We start from the raw sequence: 21274 nt of genomic DNA, 5'->3' as shown, positions 1-21274 counted from the left end.
TCGCATTCGCAGCCCAGGAGGATCAAATTGCACGTACTCGTCAGAGACAACAATGTTGAGCAGGCACTCCGTGTTCTCAAGAAGAAGATGCAGCGCGAGGGCGTCTTCCGGGAAATGAAGCAACGCCGTTCCTACGAAAAGCCGTCCGAGAGAAAGACCCGCGAGAAATCCGAGGCCATTCGCCGCGCCCGCAAGCTCGCCCGGAAGCAGGCGATCAGGGAGGGATTGCTGCCCGCGCCACCGAAAAAGAAACCCTTCGAGCGCAAGCCGCCCCTGCCGGAGATCAAAGCAAGGTCGGAGTAGAAGCGATCTTGATTCCGGATCTCATGCCATGACGGCCGCGTCACCTGTGAGGCCGCAGAAAGGCCTGGCCAGGCCGCGGCTGGTGTCTTCGCTATAGCCTGAAATCGATGCCGCGAAGCACGATGCCCGGCGGCGTGCCTTCGAACTCTGTGGCGCGATATTTGCTTTCGGCGCATGCTTCGATGCGATCGCGTAGACGGGCGAATTGGGCTTCCCGCTGCTCGGGCTTGACTCGCGCGCCGCGCTCGAGATCATCCATCGCGGAGGTCGAGATCGCGCAAGGAATCTCCCGGGCGCCGTCATGCATCGAGAACCGGACGATCATCCGGTCGTATTCGTGGTCGATAAAGCGGCCGCTGGTCAGTGTCATGGCTCACTCCGTTACGTGTTGGCTTCCTTGCAGTTCGCGCCATCCAATCATTGACCGGTACCGCGCGCCCGCTTTCCGGCTCCCGCCGAGCATGCACGTGTCGAGAATGCTGGCGGCCGTCGCTCAGCCCTCTCCGGACAGCCGGACGAAATCGTCGAACAGCGCCGAGACGAGCGCGCGATGGCGCGTGTCCTCAGTCGGCAAGCTCGCAGCATAGAGGTTGAGCAGATGGCGCGCCTTCACAGCGGCCTCCGGCCAGGACGCAGCGGGAACCGTCATCATGCGATGTTCGAGATCGGCCTCGCGCTCGCGCAGCTCTCTGACATGGGCCTCGACATCGGCCAGCGCGCGGCGCAGGTCGGTAGCCTTTTGCGCGGCCATGCCACGGCGCTTGTCGAGATCGACCGGCTGGTCAGTCATTGGCGATGCTCGCGTCTGCAGCTTGCGCATTCGCAAGATCGACAGAGCCGATCGACAGCATCTCCATGGCACCGCCCCCACCTTCGGCGGGCACGGTGATCATCGTGGCAACCCGGCGATAGGCGGCGAAGGTCAGGCCTTCGATCGTCTCCTCGTCGGTGACGACCTCATAGGCGCCGGCCGGCAAGATGCGCTCGATGCCGCGGATGTGGAACGGATGCCTGAAGGTTACGGTCTCTCGCCGCGAGCGGATGGTCATGCGCACGCCTGCCTTTCGCAAGTGAAGCCCCAACCGGTGCCGCTTGCGTGAGCATGCGCCTTTGGCGCGGCAATAGCCAGCATTATCGTTTCCGTTTCCGTACGAACGGTAATGTCGCGGTGCGACGGCAAGAGGCACTTAACGCTCGCTATTGTTTCGGCGCGGGCGTAGGATTGTTGTTGTTACCGCGCTTCTCGATGGCTTCGACCGGTGACCGAGGGCATGTGTGCTCCCGCCGAAGGCTTCGCAGGAGCGTTCGATGTCGCGTGTTCGAATATCGGAATGGATCGTGCCATCGATGATCGTTCCGCTTTTTCCTCTGCTTCTCGTGTGTGCAGCCGCGGTCCTCAATGGGTAGGACAACACGCGTGCCGTATCTGGTCAGCGGGACCAACGAATACGGCAGTTCCAATCTCGGCCGCGGGACTGCGGCGGTCGCGCTACGCCTCGCGGAAAAACTGCTTCGCGAGGGCTACATGGACGTCAGGGTCTGCACCCCGCGCGGCCGGATCCTGCAGCCGAACGAATTCGATGAACTTAAACCAGCAAAGGAGAGCGACATGGCAAAGGGCCAGCAACGCGGCAACCGCGAAGCCAAGAAGCCGAAGAAGGACAAAGCCAAGGTGATCGCCGCGGCCCCGTCCCGCAAGGATGTAGCGTGGCAGCCGGATTTCGGACCTGCGAAGAAGAAGTAGCGAGGAGCTGCATTTGAGGCGCGACAAACATGTCGCGCAGCGCTTGAAGGCACAGGTTCTGATGCGACGCCGATCCCCTCCGACGCCGCAACTCCGTGATCGCGCGCAAAGAAGCTGTCGGCGGGCATCGTGCCAGGATTGATCAGCCGGTGACGGATGCTCCAAGCAGGTGCGCGCTTTCACAAATGCACGATGGGCGGACGACGAGTTGTCGAGGCATTGAACGGAGATCGCGCGAGAGGCATCAAAATTCGTTGAAATCTCTTGTGAAAACGTCCTGTGAACGATAGCTGCGGCGAGGGGGCACGCGGCTAGCGTTCCAACGCGCAAATCTGGACCGTCGGTTGCCGATGTCGGATAATTGCGTGGTCTGGTGCGGCGCCTCCGCTCCCCAGGCTCCTCACATATGAGACACTCTCCATGGCACAGGCGGGCGCCCTCGCGCAGAAGCTCGAACGGTTCTTGCATTTGAAGGATGCGCCGCCAACGCTGGTCACGCGTTCGCTGCGCAGCGCCGAGCTCGCGGTCACCGAGACACGGGATGACCATCCCATTACGCGTCTCTCCGAGTCGATGCCCTCGGAGGACGCCTATCTCGTCAGCCTCAAATTCCGCGACTTCGCTGATTGCGAGTGCTGGGAGCGCGGCCGATGCGTGATCAAACGCGATATCCGCGCCGGTGCCACTTATCTGTACGACCTGAAACGCGATCCGCGCTACGTGATCGACAAGCCCTTCCATTCTCTGTTCTTCCATCTGCCCCGTTCGGCGTTGGACGACATGGCGAGGCAAAGCGGCGCGCCGCGGATCGGTGAGCTCGCCTATCAGCCCGGCGTTGGCCACGACGATATGACGATCCGCCATCTCGGCGCGTCGTTCCTGGCGGCGTTGCGGCAGCCTGAAGAGGCCAACCAGCTCTTCATCGACCACATGATGCTTGCGTTCACCGCACATGTTGCGACGACCTATGGCGGGTTGCGGCGCGCCGCCGAGCCGGCGCGCGGCGGCCTCGCCCCCTGGCAGGTGAAGCGGGCTTGTGAAAGGCTGGAGTCCGATCTCCGCGGAAAGCTTTCGCTGGAGAAGATCGCAGCCGAGTTCGATCTCTCGGTCAGTCATTTTTCGCGCGCATTTCGCGTGTCGACCGGCCTGCCGCCGCATCAATGGCTGCTGCGCCAGCGCGTGGACACGGCCAAGCAATTGATGACGGTGCGCGACCTGTCGCTGGCGGAGATCGCGATATCGGCCGGGTTCGCCAATCAAAGCCACTTCACCCGGGTGTTTTCCTCGGCGGTCGGCATCAGCCCGGGAATGTGGCGCCGTGAGGCGCAGGGCGTGCCGGACGGCGAAACGTGACCCCTCCGCTCAGCTGCGCCTTGTCTGAGAGATGGCGTAGGCGTCGCGCCGCGCCGCAAACATCTCGTCCGGCGGATGGCCGATGCCTTCGGCAAGATTGGCTGGATTGAAAACGGACGCGTCGCACGCTTCGTTTGGTTCAGTGCCCGTTATCACGATCGTTCCGAGGCGCACCGCTTCGCGTCCATCCTCGTCGGGCCAACGGATGGTCACGTCCATGACGGGATCGCCGGGACGGTCCAGCAGCGCCATCACGCTGAACCTGACATCGCGCGCCGCGATCCGGGAGTCGAGATCGCGCAGCAAGCCGGTCGACTTGGCCGCATCCTCGGCCGGTCTGCGTTCGTCGCCGACCGGTACGACCTTGAACTTGATGAACCGTGTCTCACCCTTCGCGTTCGTTGCGGGAAAGGCGTGCACGCCCCAATAGGTCGTGCAGGCGAGGCTTGCCGGCGGCGGATTCGCGGCAAGGTAGCTTGCCTGACGCAGCGTCTCCGGATTGGCGGCGGAGAATGCCTCGACTCGAGCCATGTCCGGCTTGCCGTCCGGTCCCGGCATGCGCGCTTGCAGGAAAGCCAGCATCTGGTCGAGCGTTCTGGCGAAATGAACCGGGACGCTCTGGGTGACGATTTCGGAGAGCTGATTGCCGCCGCCGAGCCGGAAGCTGAAGCCGCGCAGCGAGCGACCGTCCGTATCGACCGCGTTCGCGGGGACGCCGTCCGCCGAGAAACGCGCCAGCACCCGGGAGGGCATGGTGAAGCTGCGGGACTTGGTGATCTCCTTGGCCTGATCCGAGGGGGCATAGGTGCCGCGAACGCATCGGCCCCAGCAAAAACTCGCGCGCACCTTGGGCTGAAGACCGGCAACCGCCCTCAGGACATCGACAACGGACATCGGTGTGGCTGCGCCGTTCGGGGGCTGAGTCAGAACGGAACCTTTGGATTCGAGCGATGGGCTTGTTTGTGGCGCAGGGTGCGCCGAAAAATCTTTCCCAAAGCGGACATGCCTTGTCCGATCCTGCGACGAATCTCGCAACTCGCTGGCTCGGGACCAGCCGCTCGCTCGAGACACGACTAGGGCATGTCCTCAACAAGCGATGGCCGCCTGATGTTCGGTCTGCCGCCTACGCCGAAGAGCGAATGGTCTCGCAGGTCGCAGATGGGCCAGTAGCGGGACCTGCCATAGATGGCCGCTACAAACCTAATCGGCGACCGCTGCTTCCTGAAAGTCTCCTTGCCTTTCGCCGGTGTCAGAGCGACGGGATATTCGGTACCGGCCAGGCGATACGCCGTGATGTCGATGGAATAACTTCGAGAACGCCGCCGCTGTCTCGTAACCAACTCTGCTGGCAATTCGCGCGATGGGCTCATCGCTGGCTTCCAGCAGGAACGCCGCTTCCGCCATGCGGCGTTCGACCACATAACGGTGCATGGACTGGCCGACGAGCTTGGTAAAGCGCGCCGAAAACACCGAGCGGCCGAGCCCCACGCGGTGGCCAAGGTCGCTCAGGGTCCAGGGCTTCTCCGGGTTTTCGTGGATCAACTTGAGTGCCGGTCCGATATGTGGGTCAGATATGGCCCCGAGCCAGCCGCCTTGTCCGGGACTAAGAGACGCGATCCAACTTCGGAGCACCTCGACAAAGAGCACTTCCGTCAGTCGTGAGAGCGCGACGCGTTGACCGGGACGCTCAAGCGCGGACTCGCTGACCATGCGGCGCAGGATCGCTTCAAGCCAACCTCCGTCTGCCGTCGGCTTGAGCAGGAGCACGGGCGGCAGTAGCTCCAGCACACTGCCAAACAGCGGCCGTGACACTGTGAAATTGCCGCAGATCATCGTCGAGCGTGGCTTTGCTCGGCTGCCGTGACGGATGACGCCAAACCGCGACGACGCTCGATCGATATCTATGATCCGCAGAGGCTTGGCCCGGCGATCCGAATAAAAGACATGGGGCTCGCCGCGTGTGATGACGACAAAATCGCCCTCGCTCATCTGGATTTCCGGACCCTGGCCGAGCGCCAGGGTCGCAGAGCCCTCGCTGAGATAGTGAAACAGGGCGTAGGGGCGCGCCGGCAACTCAAGATGCCAGGGATGGCCGAACTCGAAGTGAAAGAGCAGCGTGCCGCCGAGGCGAACACGATCGAGCACTTGGGCGAGGATGTCCATGTCGCCAAAGCTAGACCAGTGGACGATCCGACACAACATCCGGACGATTGATCTCTATCGTCCGGACTGTCCGCGAACTAGGTCATGCCACGGGCCGACGTCACGTACGGCAACCATCTTGCCGATGGCAGATGCAAGAACCGCGACCTTGCTGGAAACGCCTGTCCATTCCGCCGGACCGAGTTCGTCCGACATGCCAACAGGAATTATCAATGCGAAATATCCTCCTCTCAGTCGCCACCGTCCTTCTGGCCGGAACGGCCTTGGCTGGCTCCGTCCATTCCGCAGAACTCCCGAAGGGAGCAGCCCACAACATCGTGCTCGTGCACGGCGCTTTCGTGGACCAGACGAGCTGGCAGCCCGTTGCCAATATTCTCACGAAGAAGGGCTACAACGTTACGCTCGTGGAAAATCCGCTCACTTCGCTCGCCGCCGACGTCGATGCCACCAAACAGGCGCTCGCGAAGCAGGACGGCAGGACCGTATTGGTTGGCCACTCCTGGGGCGGCGTAGTGATCACGCAGGCCGGCAACGATCCCAAGGTTTCGGCGCTGGTCTATGTTTCGGCCTTCGCGCCAGAGGTCGGTGAATCCCTGGCGTCGCTGGCAAAGGCCGGTCCGCCGACCGAAGGCGGCAAGGCGATCCATCCCGACGCAAAGGGCAATTTGTACATCGATCCCAAGGTGTTTCCGTCAGCCGTCGCGGCTGACCTTCCTCCGGAAATCGCCGAGCACCTCGCCAACTCGCAGCTTCCGTTGAATCACGTTGCGTTCGAAGCCCCCGTCGACATTGCGGCCTGGCATGACAAGCCGACGTTCTATGTCATCAGCACGAAGGACAAAGTCCTCGCGCCGGAGGCGCAGAAGTCGTTCGCAGCCAGGATCAAGGCTCAGACGACGGAAGTCGCCGGTAGCCATGCCTCGCTCGTCGTCCATGCGAAGAAAGTCGCTGAGGCAATCGAAAAGGCCGCACTCGCGAAGTAACGGTACCGCTCCCGGTCCTTTCGCGCCGGGAGCGCGCCCGCTCGCTCAGAGAATGCAGAACGCGGACCGCGATGGCGAACCAGACAAAGCCGCGGAAGGGCCAGCGACATCCAAGGTCTCGATCGCGCGGCCAGGCCAAATCCCCACTCGACTATTTTATGCCAAACATCCGGAGGATGACATGACTCAACTCGACATCGCGAGCCACGACGCGGCCACGCTCGAAACGGCACCGACCCGTTACGTCGAAGGCCACGGAATCCGCTTCGCCTATCGTCGCCTCGGCCCCGCGACCGGAACGCCGCTAGTTCTCCTGCAGCACTTCTCCGGCAACATTGATGCGTGGGATCCCGCCGTCGTCAACGGTCTTGCCGCCGATCGCCCCGTCATCGCATTCGACAATGCTGGGGTCGGTCGCTCGACCGGCCAAACGCCTGACAATATCGCTGCGATGGCGAGGGATGCATTCGCCTTCATCAATCTCCTCGGCCTTTCTGAGGTCGACCTGCTGGGCTTTTCTCTCGGCGGCTGCGTCGCCCAACAGATCGCAGCTGAGCACGAAAGGCTGGTCCGGAAACTCATCCTCGTCGGCACCGCGCCAAGAGGCGGAGAGGAACACCTGTTAGCGGTTCTGCAGGAGGCGTTTTCCCAAACCGATGCGCCGGATCCCCGTCTACCGCTGTTCTTCACGAAGTCGTCCGCCAGCCGGTCGTCAGGCTTGGCCTTCCTGAAGCGGACGAAGTTGCGCAAGGACGATCGGGACACCGATAACGGCAACGCGGTTACCGATCCGCAGGCCAAGGCTCTGATCACCTGGTGCGCCACACCTGATCCCGAGCACGCCATTCTACGCGCCATCCGCCAGCCCGCTCTTGTGGTCAGCGGCAGCCACGACACCATGCTGCCCGCGAACAACGCCTACGCAATGTTCAAGGAACTCGGCAACGCTCAGTTGGTCCTCTATCCCGATTCAGGGCACGGTGCCCTGTTTCAGTATCCCGACATGTTCGTCAGCCACGTCAGGACCTTCCTGGAAGCACATCCCGCGGCTGCATGATCTCGCCGCGTTCCGACGCACCATCGGACGCACCTCATCAATGATAGTTGTCACGGAGGACAAAATGACAATCGCTAAAGTCGAGGTGGAACGCTTCAGCCTCACGAGCGCAAAGCCATTCGAGGCTGTTGTCGCCACCCTCAAGTCCGCGATCGGTCAACCTGACATGGTCAACTTTTTCAAAGAGACGAGGGCGACAAACTCCTTCCCGGATCTGGAGCGCGTTGTACAACGCGGCCTCGGCCGGACCGACCTTATGCTCTTCGCGGAATTCGACTTGGGCGACATTCTGCGTCGCGAAACTGGATACAGGACGCCCAAGATCAAACGGTTCGTGGTAGGCAATCCACTCATCATGAAAGAAATGGTCAAGCACGTGCCCGATGCTGGATCTTATGCTCCAGTCACAGTACTCGTCGATGAGCGTCCCGATGGCGTGCACGTCTCTTACGATAAAATGGAGAGTTATCTACTGCATTGTGGCAGCTCGAAAGCACTTGCCGTCGCCCGAGATCTCGATACGAAAATCACAACTTTGCTACGCGAGTGTGCAGGCTAAAACGCTCTGATGAAATCTTCGGCCGATGGAGTGGGTAACTCATATCAATCGCGGAACGCGACAGGCGTTATCATGACGCGAGCCAGACGTCGAAAGGGAATGCCCGCATGTACAAGACACTTGTTGTCACTGTCACTGCCTCGGTTCTTTCCGCCGGGGCTGTCGCGTCTGATTCCGCTATCAGGAAAGAGCCGCTGGATGCTGCGACCCTTGGCGCGATCAAATCGAAGTTCGGCAGGCTGATGGAATTGGCCAACAAGCACGATTTCAAGGCTCTCCATGAGATGTTCTGGCAATCGCCCTCCACACTATTGGTAGCTAAGAGCGCGATCCAGTCTGAGGGGAACTGGGCCGGCTTTTGGGGCAACGAGGCGGTTGACCAGAAGCTTCACGATATCGGCAGCTCCGGTCCGGTCGTGCTCGAGCCAGATTATTCCAAGCTCAAGGTTGTCGGCCTGACCCGCGATGTCGTCGAGTCCTACGTGCCGATGAACATCACGGTCTCCTATGCGGGCAGGACGGAACAGCCAAGCCGTTTCTAACGATTATCAATTGGCTTCGCGTCGAGAAAGATTGGAAGATCGCTTCCGAAATCATTCTGCCGGTGCCGCCCGTACCGACCGCGAAGGACTAGGCGCAAGGCTTCGACTGTTCGGCGGCGACGCCTCCGGCGGCAGGTCCGCTCGGGGTCAATCGAGTCGGTTTGGCCCGGTCAAAATGGCGTCCGGTTTACACCTCACGACCGACTGAGAGGTCGGCCGGAATTTGTCGCGACGAGGCCGCTGGCGAAAGTATGCGACGGGTCGAGTGCCGCATTGCCTTCTAAAACCGCTCGAACGATCAGGTGGCTTGCGCGAACCAAGCGATCAACGGATAGGACAGTGTCAGTTGCGCGTTGAAAAGAGTGTGAGCGAGCCAAGCTGGAGAAAGCGATTCGTAGCGCAGGCGCAGTGCGTACGTCACGAGGCCCAGCAAGATCATCGCTGCACCCCAAACGAGCCCGAGCGGAATAATATGATTGGCAGCAAAGATCACGGTGCCAAGGGCCAAGATGTTGGAATCGTGCCATCCAATTCGACGCAGCCAAGATACCAAGAGGCCACGGTAGAGGATTTCTTCGGTCACCGGCGTTGTCACGACGAAAAGAAAAACGACGATTGCGATTGACTTCGCGTCATGGAAATCGATCCGAACATCCTGACTTCGATGGCCTGTTACGGTAGTCAACCAATGTGTCACGACGGGCACGCCGATCGTGACGATCCCGAAGCCAATGAGGCTCGCGGCGAAGGCGGGGAGAGTTAGTCTTCGAAATCGGAAGACGTCAGAGCGCATGGTCTGTCGCTTTGTCCAAACCAATACCAACGCTACAGCAAGCCAACTGCTGACTGCGTACGACAGCAGGCCATAGAGTCTGAAGCTAGGTGGCGCGGGCAGCTCGGCGGGCGCGCCGTGTATGACGAGCCACATCGCCCGGACGGCAAGTCCAATGGTCATCACAATGACCGCAAGCGCCATAGGGGCAAGAACCAGCATCAAAGTTATGATGCTCCGACGCCATTCGAAACCGGCGCGCGAAGCGACGTTCGGGCCGGTGGGCGAACCCTCGATTTGCGACATGCGATCAATCACCCCTCGCTCTGCGCGCCTGACCGTATAACAACCTTTGCGGGTTCTCTAGTAGTCTCACACCATCAAGGGAGCCAGAATGTCCGCTCTTTCTGGAAGCGGCGGTCGGTTGGATAATAGCTCTCGATAGAGTCGTCACCGTAGCATGGCAATCGGCGGAGGGCCGGATGCTGCCGTTGGTATCGATCAAGCGAGGGATATGGCTAAGCGCAACGAGCCTTACAGATACTGCGTCGTCGAGAGCTATTGCCCGGACGGCACCGCAGGCCTGCACGGACCGGTGCACATCCGGCCGGTCTCCGGGCGAGATTTCCCGACGCATCTGCGCGTCGAGTGCCGCAAACGACCTGATGAGTCCACGCATCCATCCGATCGGTCTCCGACTACGGGTCAACCTAACCGACCGCGAGGTCGGAGGGGAATTCCTGTATTGGCCCGTGGAGCCGGTCGGTCCCGACGAGGCCCGATCAGGGCTCGACGCGGACCACTTCGACGTGGTCCGACGCCAATCCCGTCCTGCGCCTGAGATCCGTGATCGCGCGCAGGAAACTGTCGGCCGGCGTCGTCTCCGGATCGATCAGCCGGTGCAGGCGAAAGCCGTCTTCCAGCGCGAGCACGACGGTGGCCATCCAGGGCGGGTTCAGATTGTCGTTGCGCCCGTTGCTCTTCAATGTCGCCTCGACGATGTCGGCGACCAGCTTGCGCCGCGCGCGCAGGCGCTTGGCAAGCTCCGGGCGACGCTTTTCGGCGCGTGCGACGAACAGGATCATCTCCATGTGGAGGAGGGGCGAGCGGCCGAGCGGATCCTGCCGGCTGCGATCCATCGTCTTCAGCGCCGCGATGAAATCGTCGAGATTGTCGTGCTGCGCGAGGATGTCCATGTTGCGCCGGATTGACTGCTCGACATGGTCCTCGAGCATGGCGATGATCAGTTCGTCCTTGCTCTTGAAGTTGGAATAGAACGCCCCGCGGGTAAAGCCCGCCGCCGCCGCGATCGCCTCGATGCTGGCGCCGCCGATGCCGTCCTGTTCGAACACGCGGGCGGCCGCCTCGAACAGCCTGTAGCGCGTGTCGTCCCTGGTCGGTCTCGTTCTCACCCTTGACATCGGCACAGGTTAGGGCAGACTGCAATTCAATACAACAATGTATCGAGTTTCAGGGATGGTTACGCTGCGCATGAGGGGCTGCCCGGCGTATTCGATTCATACGGCAACCGGTCTGAGGTCACCATGAACGAGCACGTGCAAGGCGCCGGAGGCGGACCGCTGTTCAACCCGCTCTCGCCGGACTTCATCCGCGATCCCTATCCGCACTACGACCGGCTGCGCACCCTCGATCCCATCCATGTGACGCCGTTCGGCCAGTTCGTCACCAGCCGCCATGCCGATGTCAGCCTCGTGATGCGCGACAAGCGCTTCGGCAAGGATTTCGTCGAGCGCACCACGCGCCGCTACGGCCCCGAGATCATGAACGAGCCGGTGTTTCGCAGCATGAGCTACTGGATGCTGCAGGCCGATCCTCCGGACCACACCCGGCTGCGCGGCCTCGTGGTAAAGGCCTTCACCGCCCGCCGGGTCGAGGACATGCGGCCGCGGATTCAGCAGATCGTCGATGAGGCCATCGACGCCGTGATCGAACGCGGCCACATGGACCTGATCGAGGATTTCGCCTTCCGCCTGCCCGTCACCATCATCTGCGACATGCTCGGCATCCCCGAGGAGCACCGCGAAGTCTTCTACAAGAGCTCGCGCGACGGCGGGCGGCTGCTCGATCCCGTGCCCTTGTCTGCGGAGGAGATCAAACAGGGCAACGCTGGCAACCTGATGGCGCAGATGTATTTCCAGCAATTGTTCGAGCTGCGCCGCCGCAATCCCGGGGATGATCTGATCACCCAGCTCGTGCAGGCCGAGGAGGACGGCAACAAGCTCACCAACGAGGAACTGACCGCCAACATCATCCTCTTGTTCGGCGCAGGCCACGAGACCACGGTCAACCTGATCGGCAACGGCCTGCTCGCGCTCCACCGCAATCCGGATCAGCTTGCGCTGCTCAAGGCGCGGCCGGAGCTGATGGAGGGTGCGATCGAGGAATTCCTGCGCTACGATTCCTCGGTGCAGATGACCGGGCGCGTCGCGCTGGAGGATGTCGACCTCGGCGGCGTGAAGATTCCGAAGGGCGAGAGCGTGCTGTGCCTGCTCGGCTCGGCCAACCGGGATCCCGCGGTCTATCCTGATCGGCCCGACCGGCTGGACGTCACCCGCCAGAACGTGAAGCCGCTGTCGTTCGGCGGCGGCATCCATTTCTGCCTGGGTGCCCAGCTGGCGCGCATCGAGGCCGAGATCGCCATCGCCACGCTGCTGCGGCGGCTGCCCGATTTGCGCATCGACGACGTCGAAAACCCGGAATGGCGGCCGACCTTCGTGCTGCGTGGCCTGAAGCGGTTGCTGGCGAGCTGGTGAGGCCTGCCGGCGTTAACCTCCGCGCGCAACAGTCGCTGTGACTTCGCCACACTTCCCTCTATATAAGGGGCTGTTCCGGCGCGCCTGAGGCCCTCAGGTTCGGCCCGGGCCGGTTTGGCCGAGGGGAGACCCGTGCAGACGACGCTGCTCGGATTGGCGATTGCCTTCATCATTGCGCTGCTGGCCGCGCTCATCGGGCCTTACTACGTCGACTGGAACCAGTTCAGGCCCCAGTTCGAGGCGGAGGCCGGCAAGATCATCGGCGTGCCGGTACGGGTCGCGGGCGAGCTCGACGCGCGGCTGCTGCCGGCGCCGACCCTGCGGCTCCGCGGCGTCACCTTTGGCGGCAACAACGATCTCGGCCGCCTGCGCGCCGACAAGCTCGACGTCGAGTTCAGCCTGGGCTCCCTGATGCGCGGCGAGTGGCGCGCCACGGAGCTTTCGGTGGGCGGCATGGCGGTCGATCTCGGCCTGGATGCGCGCGGGCGGGTCGATTTGCCGTCGAGCGCGAGCGGCACCTTCAACCTGGCATCCCTCGCCATCGAGCGGCTGAATCTCACCGGCCGCATCGCCCTGCATGACGCTGCCAGCCGCTCGACGCTCGAATTGAACGACATCGCCTTCTCCGGCGACGTGCGCTCGCTCGCGGGCTCGGTGCGGGGCGACGGCAGTTTCAGCGCCGCGGGGGTGCGCTACCCGTTTCGCGTCTCCTCCGGCCCGAGCGCCGACGGCAGCGCCACCCGTCTGCACCTCAACATCGATCCCGGCGAGCGCGCCATCCTCGCCGATCTCGAAGGCGTGCTCGCCTTCGACAATCGCCAGCCGAAATTCGACGGCGCGCTGACGCTGGCCGTGCCCGCGACAAGGAAGGCAGGCGAGGCGGGGCCGGCGCCCTGGAAGCTCGCGACCAGGCTCAAGGCCGATCCGGCCGGCGCGAAATTCGAGCAGATCGACGCCAGCTTCGGCACGGAAGATGCCGCGCTGAAGCTCGGCGGCGTGGGTGATCTCAGGTTCGGCGCCTCGCCTCTGCTCCGCGCGGTGCTGTCGGCCCGGCAGGTCGATGCCGACCGGCTGACGGCCAGGGATGATGCCGATCCGCAGCGCGTCATGCCGGCGCTGCGGGCGGGCCTTGCGGCGATCCCGCAGCTGCCGATCCCGGCGCAGATCGAGTTCAACGCCGATCAGATCATGCTCGGCGGCCGTCCGCTCCAGAACATCGCGGCCGAGCTTCAGACCGATGGCAGGTCATGGACCTTCCGGCGGTTCGAGTTGCGCGCGCCCGGCATGACGCAGCTCTCGCTCAATGGCGCGGCTCCCGGCGCCGACAGTTTCAGCGGCCGGCTCAGCGTCGAATCGTCCGATCCGGATACGCTGGTGGCCTGGCTCCAGGGTCGCAGCGAGATCAACCGCCGCAGCACGCGGCCGCTGCGCCTCGCCGGCGACGTGACCATCGCCGCCAATCACCTCGCCATCGACAGGCTGAAGGCCGACATCGACGGCGGCGCCGTCGAAGGTCGCATCGCCTTCGTGCAGACCGGCGCGAGCAAGGGCTCGCGGATCGACGCGGAGCTCAAGGCCGACCGGCTCGACCTCGATGCCGCCGCGAGTTTCGTCCGCGCGCTCGCGGGGCCGCAGGGCGAGTGGCCGGACGAGGCGAAACTCTCGCTCGCTATCGGCCGCGCGATCTCCGCCGGACAGGAGCTGCGGCCGTTCGCAGCCAAGCTCGCCTACAGCCCCGCATCGCTGTCGCTGGAGCAATTGCGCTTCGGCCAGGCCAGCGGCCTCACCACGGAGGCGAGCGGCAGCTTTGATCGCACCAAAGCCACCGGCAAGCTCGCGGTGAAATCCTCGGCCAATTCGCTGCGCGAGCTCACCGCGCTGATCGAGCCGTTTGCGCCCGCGGTGCGCGCGCGCTTCGATGCCCTGCCGTCATCGCCCGGCGCGACCCGTCTCAAGCTCGATCTCAGCCTCGACAGGAACACCGAGCATGCCGATCGCAGCAATGCCCGGATCGTGCTCGACCTCGACGCGCCGCAGCTCAAGGCGACCGCGACACTGGCGGCGCAGACGCCGGCGGCCGCCATCGGAGGGATCGACCTCGAAAGGTTGCGCAACAGCGACTTCACGCTGGACACCAAGGGCTCGGCATCGCAAGCCGGCGCGCTGCTGGCGCTGCTTGGGCTCGATCGCGTCGTGGCCGCGGGCGAGGGCGCCTCGCAATTCGAAGGCCGGCTGAGTGGCGCCTGGCGCCGACCGCTGCAATTGAACGCGAAGCTCAGCGGCGGCGGGCTCGATGCGGACGCGCAAGGCAGCGTCGAATTGTCGGAGCCGAAGGCGAGCGTGAACCTGCGCGTGCGCAACGTCAATCTGGCGCCGCTGCTCGGCACCGGGCCGGCCGACAAATCGGCGCAGAATGTCAGCCTGTCTTCCCGCCTCACGCTGTCAGGCAATCGCCTGACCTTCGACGATCTCGACGGCAATGCAGCAGGCTCGCATCTGCGCGGGCATCTTTCGATGATGCTCGATCAGGAGAAAAGCGTCGACGGCGAGGTCGGCCTCGACTCGCTCGATCTTGCGCCGGCGCTCGCAATCGCGATCGGTGCGGCCGGACATGAGTCCGGCGAGCCGTTCAGTCCGGGACTCGTCGGCGGCTGGCGCGGCCGCATCGCCTTCCAGGCCTTGCGCGGAACGTTGCCGGGCGGCATCGAGCTGCGCCCCTTCGGCGGCACGATCCGGAGCGACGGGCAGTCGCTCGCGTTCGATGCGCTCAAGGGCGGCGTCGGCGGCGGCGAGATGTCCGGGAGCCTCGACGCGCGCAACGGCGCGAATGGTCTTGCGCTGAACGCGCGCATCGAGCTCGGCAATGTCGATGCGGCGGCGCTGCGCTATCGCGACCTCGCGCTGTCCAAGGGGCGCGCCTCGGTGCAGATGGCGCTGACCAGCCAGGGCCGCAGCGTCGCGGCTTTGACCGGCGCGCTCGCCGGCAACGGCACGGTGACGCTCGAGTCCGCGGAAATCAGCGGCCTCAATCCGCGTGCGTTCGAGATCGCGATCCGCGCCAGCGACGGCGGCCAGGTTGCCGACGACAACCGTCTGCGGCAGCTCGTCGAGCCCGCGCTGTCGGCCGCTCCCATTACGATCGCCTCGGCACAGATCCCGTTCACGATCCGCGACGGCCGGCTGCGCGTCGGCGCGACGTCGCTGGAGGCCAAGAACGCCCGCGCCATCGTTTCCGGCGGTTACGACATTCCCGCCGACCAGGCCGACATCCGCGCCAGCCTGACGCCGATCATGACCGGCCTCTCCGGCGCCCCGCCGGAGATCCAGCTGTTCGCCGCAGGGCCCCCCGACAAGCTGAGCCGCACCATCGACCTCACGCCGCTGTCGTCATGGCTGGCGGTGCGTACGATCGATCGCGAGACGCGTCGGCTCGATGCCATCGAACGCGGCGAGCCGCCGCCGGCCACCGCTGCGCTGCCGACGCTGGTGTCTCCGGATGCAGCGCCTGAGCAGGCGCCGGCCCATGTGCCGCTGCCGGGTCAGGATCCGCGCCGCATGCCGGCAAGGCCCAAGGCGGAGTCGAGGCCCGCGCCGACGCCGCGGGCGCCGCAGGCCGCTCCCGCCGCGCCCAGCCCGCCGCTCGCAAGCCAGCAGGCCGCTCCGCTGCCGCCGCCGATCGAGGTGAAGCCGGCTCCGGGCCCGCCGCCCGCCAAGCCCAGGCCGAAGCCGCCGCTGGTGCTGACGCCGCAGAATCCGTAGCGCGCTTTTGGTTTGCCCGGACCGAGCCGCGGGCTCGCTCACCTCTCCCGCTTGCGGGAGAGGTCGCGCCGAAGGCGCGGGTGAGGGCTTTCTCCTCTAGGGGAAAGTCCCATTGCGGAGACACCCTCTCCCCGACCTTCTCCCGCAAGCGGGAGAGGGAGCGCACCACCCGCGCAGCACCTTGCTCTTCCGTTAACGCGTCCCCTCGCATTTGAACGAATTTTCGTCGGCAAAACTGATTTGCCGATTTTACTGAATTCTCGCGTTTCATCTCTAGCGTCGGTTCCCAGAGGAATTCGGCGTCGCGCCAAGAGCGGCGGGACGGCTTGCCAAACGGCTACCAAGAACTGGGGTGATCGAGATGAACGGGGCGAAATCGCTTCTACAGGATCTGGACGACGCGATCGCGCGCGGCACCGACGAAAGCCGGGCGAAGGCGTTGTGGCATGCGACCGATATCCTGATCACGGGCCGCTACAGCGACGACGAGATCTCCACGTTCGGCGAGGTCATCGGTCGGCTCGCCGAGGAGATCGAGGTCGCCGCGCGGGCGCAGCTCTCGGAGCTGATGGCGGCCTGCGATCACGCGCCGCTCAACGTCATCGAAAAGCTCGCGCTCGACGACGAGATCGAGGTCGCCGGTCCCGTGCTGCGCGAGTCCAATCGTCTCGACGAGAAGATGCTGATCGAGAGCGCCCTGACCAAGAGCCAGTCGCATCTGCTTGCGATCGCCCAGCGCAAGTCGATCGGCGAAGCCGTGACCGACGTGCTGGTCAAGCGCGGCAACCAGGAGGTCGTGACGTCGGTTGCCAGGAACGACGGCGCGCGCTTCTCCGGATCGGGCCTGTTGCACATGGTCCGCCGCGCCGAGGGCGATTCGATTCTCGCCGAACAGCTTGGCCTGCGCAAGGACGTGCCGCGCCACATCTTCCAGCAGCTCATCTCGAAGGCGTCGGAAGACGTCCGCCGCCGCCTCGAGACCGAGAGGCCCGAGATGATGGCGCAGATCCAGAGCTCGGTGACCGAGCTCACCGGCGATCTCCAGTCCAAGTTCGGCCCGTCCTCGCGCAGCTATTTCGTCGCCAAGCGCGTGGTCACGACGCAGTATCGGCAGGGCAACCTCAATCAGGACTCCATCTCGAACTATGCGCGCCAGCACCGCTTCGACGAGGTGCAGATCGGCCTGTCGCTGCTCTCGTCGCTGCCCGTGGACGTGATCGAGCGCGCGCTGATGGACCGCAACCGCGAGATGATCCTGGTCTTGTGCAAGGCGCTCGACTTCTCCTGGGACACGACGATGTCGCTCCTGTTCCTCGGCGCCAAGGATCACCTGATCACGGCGCGCGAGCTCCAGGACAACGAGCGCGAGTACGGCCGGCTCAAGATCGAGACCTCGCGCAGCATCTTGAAGTTCTACCAGTCGCGCAAGAATGGCGCGGGTGCCGAGACCGTTACGGGCCGCCAGCCCGAGTTCCAGGTCCACTAAAGCATGATCCGGAAAAGTGCGCAGCGGTTTTCCGAAAAGATCATGCTTAAACAACAACCTGAAGCGCGATGATTCATCCCGATCGCATCGCGCTTTAGTCGGGTGCACTGAGCATCATCCCGGAATTCGAAGGGGAGTATTTGCAATGTTGCCTCAATTCGGAACCGCCGTTCGCAAGAAGAACCTCGGAAATGCCGTCACCGCCGATCTCGGCGGCGGCGCACCGGACAAGGCGTCGGTCGACGCCGCCTGGCTCGTGCTGGAAGCCGCCAACGATCTCGGCGACCACGCCGCCGTCGATGCCTGCCGTCGCGTCATCGACGCGGAGTTGAACGGCGCGGTCGCGGGCAGCTCGGATGTCGATCTCGTGCTGGGGTATTTCCGGTAGGCGTCGGTCAATCCTGCCTGACGCACCGAACCTCAAGAGTTCAGCAAAGAGCCGGAGCGTTTGGATTGCGTATCAATTTGAAGGGTCGACTTCGCGGCATTCAGCGCCGCGGCCAGCTCGTCGATGTGATACGGCTTGGCTAATATCTGGATACCCGCCGTTTCGGCTTCATGGATCGCGGCCTCGGCGTATCCGCTGGTCAGCAGTACGGGTATGTCGCTGCGCCGTCTCCTGATCTCCCGCGCGAGCTCCACGCCATTCATGCCGCCCGGCATCATGATGTCCGAAAAGACGAGATCGACAGAACGACCATCGGCCAGAGCACCGAGAGCAGCTGCAGCGCTGGCGGCCCGCGTGACTTCGTAGCCGAGCTGACCAAGCATCTCACCAACGAGTGCGGCCACCTCGTCGTCATCTTCGACCAGCAGGATTTGACCCTGGCCGTTCTTCTTCGGCCGTACCGCCCTGTTGAAATCGATCAAGTGTCGTTGCTTGGAAGCGGGATTCAACGAGCGGGGCATGTAGAGCTCGATGCGGGTGCCCCGACCGACTTGAGATTTGATGCGGACTGTCCCGCGTGACTGGGTCGCAAACCCGTGGACCTGCGCGAGCCCCAGTCCGGACCCCTTGCCGACGTCCTTGGTCGTGAAGAACGGCTCGAAGACCCGCGACAGGATCTCCGGAGGCATGCCGACGCCCGTATCGATGACCGACAGTCGTACATAGTCGCCGGCGATCTCCCCGTCATTCAGATCAGGCAGATTCTCGGCGCGGACGACGATGGTGCCGCCGTTGGGCATCGCATCCCGGGCATTGACGGCCAGATTGAGAATGACCAGCTCGAGCTCGCCGGGATCGACCTCCACCGGCCAAAGAGCATCCGGGAAGTCGAATTCGACGTGGACGTCGCCTCGCAGGCTTCGATCGAGCAGCTCGCGCATACCGCCGATCTGCATGGCGACGTCGACGGCTTCGGGGCGCAGCCTCTGCCGGCGTGAGAATGCCAGCAGCTGCTTGGTCAGGCTGGCGCCGCGCTGCGCGGCCTGGACCATCCCGTCCATCAGACGCCGGCGCCGGTTTGGATCCGTCTGGCGGTCGAGCATGTCGAGGCCGCCGGAAATCACCATCAGCAGATTGTTGAAGTCGTGCGCGACCCCGCCGGTGAGCTGGCCGATGGCCTCGATTTTCTGCGCCTGGCGAAGCGTCTCCTCGACGCGAGCGCGCTCGTTCATCTCGAGACGCAGTTGCTCGTTGGCCTCCTTCAGCTCTCGCGTGCGCTCGACCACCAGTTTTTCGAGCTCCTGCGCAGTCTGCTCGCGCGCTGCGATCAGGGCCCGGATCTCATATTGACGCCGCCGCGCCCGCATCGCCGATTGAACCGCGCTGGTCAGCGTGATCGGCTGGACCGGTCGTTCGAGCAGCGAAACGTTGCGAAGCAGGGCGACGATGTCGCGGCGCCAGGCGACGACCGCGGGCTGCTCTCGATGGCTGGTGAGAACGACAAAGGGGAGGTCGGACCATGGCGGTTGGCTCGCGATCCATTCAGCGAGCGGCGCCGTGTCTTTCCCGAATAGTCCTTCCTCGGCAAGAAAGACCGCGCCCACGCCGGCACTCATCTCGCTGACGAGTTCGGGCAGACTTCGGCAGTTGACCGCTTCGAGGCTCGCACCGCGGAAAAGCTCGGCCGACGCCGGGCCGTCGCGGCCGATCGGAGCGAAAATGAGAACACGGTGACCGCGGTCGGCGCTCATCAGGCCGATCCTTCGGGGATGTCCGTGCCGGTATAACGCGGATTGCCCGAAAAGATGCCCATGAAGTTCGTGAGGGGCGGGCCGAGCTTGACACCGGTGCTGCCGAGCCGAAATTCGCGGATGGTGTGCTCGTGGTTTCCGCTGCGCTTCTTGACGACAGACAAGGCGCGCCGCACCGATCCGCCGGACTCGAAATAGCGCAGCATGAGCACTGCGTCGCTCAAATAGCTGATGTCGAGCGGCGTATCCATCGGACCAACCAGCCCATGTTGAGCGAGGATCAGGATGGTGAGCACGCCCTGCTGCGCCAGGTAGGTCAGCAGTTCGTGCATTTGCAGGATGAGAAACCGCTCGTCCGGCATCGCGTTCAGGTAACCGTTGAGGCTGTCGATGATGACCACGCGGGCGTTGTCGATTTCCGCGCTCCGGCGCAGGGTTGCCGCGAACTCGCCCGGCGACAGCTCGGCTGGATCGATCTGTTGAAACCGAATAAGGCCGGACTCGACGTGCTTTTCGAGAGGCAGGCCAAGCGTCCGGGCACGAGCTTCCACGGTGCCGCGGCCTTCATCGAAGGCAAAAAACGCAGCGTGCTCGCCACGTTCCGCGGCCGCTATCGCATAAGTGAGCGCGAGCGAGGATTTGCCAACACCGGCAGCGCCGATGAACAGGGCGTTGGTGCCGCGCTCGAGCCCGCCTCCGAGGAGTTGGTCCAGCTCGGGATTGCCGCTGGGCGTGAACTCGCCGGGAAACGATTTGTGATGCTCGGCCGCCACGAGGCGCGGGAAGATTCGCAACCCGCCCTTTGCAATCGTAAAGTCGTGGAAGCCGCCGCGGAATCGAATGCCACGCATCTTGATCACGCGGATCCGTCGTCGCTCTGCCCCGTAATCGATCGCGAGCTGTTCGAGCATGACGACGCCGTGCGCAATCGAATGCAGTTGCAGATCGTCCTGGGAGGACGAGAGATCGTCGAGGAGCACGACAGTGCAATTGCGGTTGGTGAAGAAGTGCTTCAAGGCCAGCACCTGACGCCTGTAGCGAAGCGGGTTCTGGGCAAGCAGACGCAGCTCGGAGAGGCTGTCGAGCACCACGCGCGTGGGGTTGATCCGTTCGACTTCCTTGAAGATCAGACCCGTCGTTTCGCTCAATTCCATTTCGGCGGGATGGAAGACCGTGAGCTCCCGCTCCGGATCGAGCGTGGTCTCGGGCGGGACCAGCTCGAATATGTCCACCCCTTGCAGGGACCAGCCGTGCCGCTGCGCGACCACAGTCAGCTCCTGCTTGGTTTCGGACAGGGAAATATAGAGCACGCGTTCGCCATCACGCACGCCGCTGAGAAGGAATTGGAGCGCAATCGTGGTTTTGCCCGTGCCCGGCCGCCCCTCGTACAGATACATCCGATTGGCGTCGAAGCCGCCGCCCAGAATGTCATCCAGGCCGTCACTGCCGGTCGAAACTCTCGGTAAATCCTTGAGGGCGCTGTCTGGAGCGGCCCGGGATGGCCCAGTCATTGAACCCCTTACGCAGGTTTCGGAAGCACGCTGTTGCCCAAGCGTCTACAAGCTGGGCTGGACCAAGACAGGTCCGTACAAGGAACTCTTCAGCAGCGGCCGAGTTCCCGGCGAGCCGTGTCCTGCCGT

19 protein-coding genes and 1 pseudogene are annotated in these 21274 nt (G+C 63.7%); 11 read left to right on the top strand and 9 right to left on the bottom strand.

What is annotated here, in order from left to right:
• Positions 1–27 precede the first annotated feature (27 nt).
• On the top strand, positions 28–303 hold the full coding sequence (rpsU, locus tag ABIA42_RS23315) for a 30S ribosomal protein S21 (RefSeq protein ID WP_100234872.1): 276 nt from the start codon (positions 28–30) through the stop codon (positions 301–303).
• A 91-nt stretch (positions 304–394) separates the two neighbouring features.
• Here the strand turns inward: rpsU and ABIA42_RS23310 are convergent, their stop codons facing one another.
• The 3 genes from ABIA42_RS23310 to ABIA42_RS23300 all read right to left on the bottom strand — a co-directional run bounded on the left by ABIA42_RS23310 (position 395) and on the right by ABIA42_RS23300 (position 1352).
• Positions 395–673: a DUF1488 domain-containing protein gene (locus tag ABIA42_RS23310; protein ID WP_271530844.1), complete on the bottom strand. Its 279-nt coding sequence runs from the start codon at positions 671–673 to the stop codon at positions 395–397.
• Between the two features lie 123 nt (positions 674–796).
• On the bottom strand, positions 797–1093 hold the full coding sequence (locus ABIA42_RS23305) for a hypothetical protein (protein ID WP_271530843.1): 297 nt from the start codon (positions 1091–1093) through the stop codon (positions 797–799).
• The gene (locus ABIA42_RS23300) at positions 1086–1352 is read right to left on the bottom strand and encodes a hypothetical protein (protein WP_028181642.1); all 267 of its coding nucleotides are present in this window, start codon (positions 1350–1352) and stop codon (positions 1086–1088) included. The genes ABIA42_RS23305 and ABIA42_RS23300 overlap by 8 nt, the downstream gene beginning before the upstream one ends.
• Before the next feature lie 368 nt (positions 1353–1720).
• Between ABIA42_RS23300 and ABIA42_RS23295 the strand changes: the two genes are divergently transcribed.
• Both ABIA42_RS23295 and ABIA42_RS23290 read left to right on the top strand, forming a co-directional pair.
• On the top strand, positions 1721–2047 hold the full coding sequence (locus ABIA42_RS23295) for a hypothetical protein (protein WP_063709774.1): 327 nt from the start codon (positions 1721–1723) through the stop codon (positions 2045–2047).
• Positions 2048–2467: 420 nt separating this feature from the next.
• The gene (locus tag ABIA42_RS23290) at positions 2468–3400 is read left to right on the top strand and encodes an AraC family transcriptional regulator (protein ID WP_271530842.1); all 933 of its coding nucleotides are present in this window, start codon (positions 2468–2470) and stop codon (positions 3398–3400) included.
• Between the two features lie 9 nt (positions 3401–3409).
• Here ABIA42_RS23290 and ABIA42_RS23285 read toward each other — a convergent pair whose 3' ends face one another.
• Positions 3410–4327, bottom strand: a complete 918-nt coding sequence (locus tag ABIA42_RS23285) for a catalase (RefSeq protein ID WP_370123965.1) — start codon at positions 4325–4327, stop codon at positions 3410–3412.
• Between the two features lie 273 nt (positions 4328–4600).
• A complete protein-coding gene (locus ABIA42_RS23280; RefSeq protein WP_370120807.1) occupies positions 4601–5563 on the bottom strand; it encodes a cupin domain-containing protein in 963 nt (320 codons plus the stop codon).
• A gap of 212 nt (positions 5564–5775) precedes the next feature.
• Between ABIA42_RS23280 and ABIA42_RS23275 the strand changes: the two genes are divergently transcribed.
• The 4 genes and pseudogenes from ABIA42_RS23275 to ABIA42_RS23260 all read left to right on the top strand — a co-directional run bounded on the left by ABIA42_RS23275 (position 5776) and on the right by ABIA42_RS23260 (position 8796).
• The gene (locus tag ABIA42_RS23275; protein WP_370120809.1) at positions 5776–6546 is read left to right on the top strand and encodes an alpha/beta fold hydrolase; all 771 of its coding nucleotides are present in this window, start codon (positions 5776–5778) and stop codon (positions 6544–6546) included.
• Positions 6547–6727: 181 nt separating this feature from the next.
• Positions 6728–7603: an alpha/beta fold hydrolase gene (locus tag ABIA42_RS23270; RefSeq protein ID WP_284283018.1), complete on the top strand. Its 876-nt coding sequence runs from the start codon at positions 6728–6730 to the stop codon at positions 7601–7603.
• A 64-nt stretch (positions 7604–7667) separates the two neighbouring features.
• On the top strand, positions 7668–8162 hold the full coding sequence (locus tag ABIA42_RS23265) for a DUF302 domain-containing protein (protein WP_370120812.1): 495 nt from the start codon (positions 7668–7670) through the stop codon (positions 8160–8162).
• A 107-nt stretch (positions 8163–8269) separates the two neighbouring features.
• Positions 8270–8796: pseudogene (locus ABIA42_RS23260) on the top strand (hypothetical protein).
• A 206-nt stretch (positions 8797–9002) separates the two neighbouring features.
• Here ABIA42_RS23260 and ABIA42_RS23255 read toward each other — a convergent pair.
• Positions 9003–9782 carry a CPBP family intramembrane glutamic endopeptidase gene (locus tag ABIA42_RS23255; protein ID WP_370120815.1) on the bottom strand — a complete coding sequence of 260 codons (780 nt, stop codon included), beginning with the start codon at positions 9780–9782 and terminating at the stop codon, positions 9003–9005.
• Positions 9783–10258: 476 nt separating this feature from the next.
• Positions 10259–10897, bottom strand: coding sequence for a TetR/AcrR family transcriptional regulator (locus ABIA42_RS23250; protein WP_370120818.1), 639 nt, complete (start codon positions 10895–10897; stop codon positions 10259–10261).
• 123 nt (positions 10898–11020) lie between these two features.
• On the opposite strand from ABIA42_RS23250, the gene ABIA42_RS23245 reads away from it, so the two are divergent.
• The 4 genes from ABIA42_RS23245 (at position 11021) to ABIA42_RS23230 (ending at position 17883) form a co-directional block, all read left to right on the top strand.
• Positions 11021–12250, top strand: coding sequence for a cytochrome P450 (locus tag ABIA42_RS23245; RefSeq protein ID WP_370120821.1), 1230 nt, complete (start codon positions 11021–11023; stop codon positions 12248–12250).
• A 132-nt stretch (positions 12251–12382) separates the two neighbouring features.
• On the top strand, positions 12383–16009 hold the full coding sequence (locus tag ABIA42_RS23240; protein WP_370120824.1) for an AsmA-like C-terminal region-containing protein: 3627 nt from the start codon (positions 12383–12385) through the stop codon (positions 16007–16009).
• 361 nt (positions 16010–16370) lie between these two features.
• Positions 16371–17495, top strand: a complete 1125-nt coding sequence (locus ABIA42_RS23235; protein WP_370120827.1) for a DUF2336 domain-containing protein — start codon at positions 16371–16373, stop codon at positions 17493–17495.
• Between the two features lie 145 nt (positions 17496–17640).
• A complete protein-coding gene (locus tag ABIA42_RS23230) occupies positions 17641–17883 on the top strand; it encodes a hypothetical protein (RefSeq protein WP_271530833.1) in 243 nt (80 codons plus the stop codon).
• A gap of 32 nt (positions 17884–17915) precedes the next feature.
• Here the strand turns inward: ABIA42_RS23230 and ABIA42_RS23225 are convergent, their stop codons facing one another.
• Together ABIA42_RS23225 and ABIA42_RS23220 are read right to left on the bottom strand one after the other, a co-directional pair.
• Complete coding sequence (locus ABIA42_RS23225; protein ID WP_370120830.1) at positions 17916–19634, bottom strand: ATP-binding protein; 1719 nt, start codon at positions 19632–19634, stop codon at positions 17916–17918.
• Positions 19634–21145: an ATPase domain-containing protein gene (locus ABIA42_RS23220; protein WP_370120833.1), complete on the bottom strand. Its 1512-nt coding sequence runs from the start codon at positions 21143–21145 to the stop codon at positions 19634–19636. Before ABIA42_RS23220 ends, ABIA42_RS23225 begins: the two co-directional genes overlap by 1 nt.
• Positions 21146–21274 lie beyond the last annotated feature (129 nt).

The organism is Bradyrhizobium sp. USDA 327 (assembly GCF_041262065.1).
GTDB classification, from domain to species: domain Bacteria; phylum Pseudomonadota; class Alphaproteobacteria; order Rhizobiales; family Xanthobacteraceae; genus Bradyrhizobium; species Bradyrhizobium liaoningense.
The sequence above is the reverse complement of the archived record's forward strand: the minus strand, read 5'-3'. Positions and strand labels throughout refer to the sequence as shown.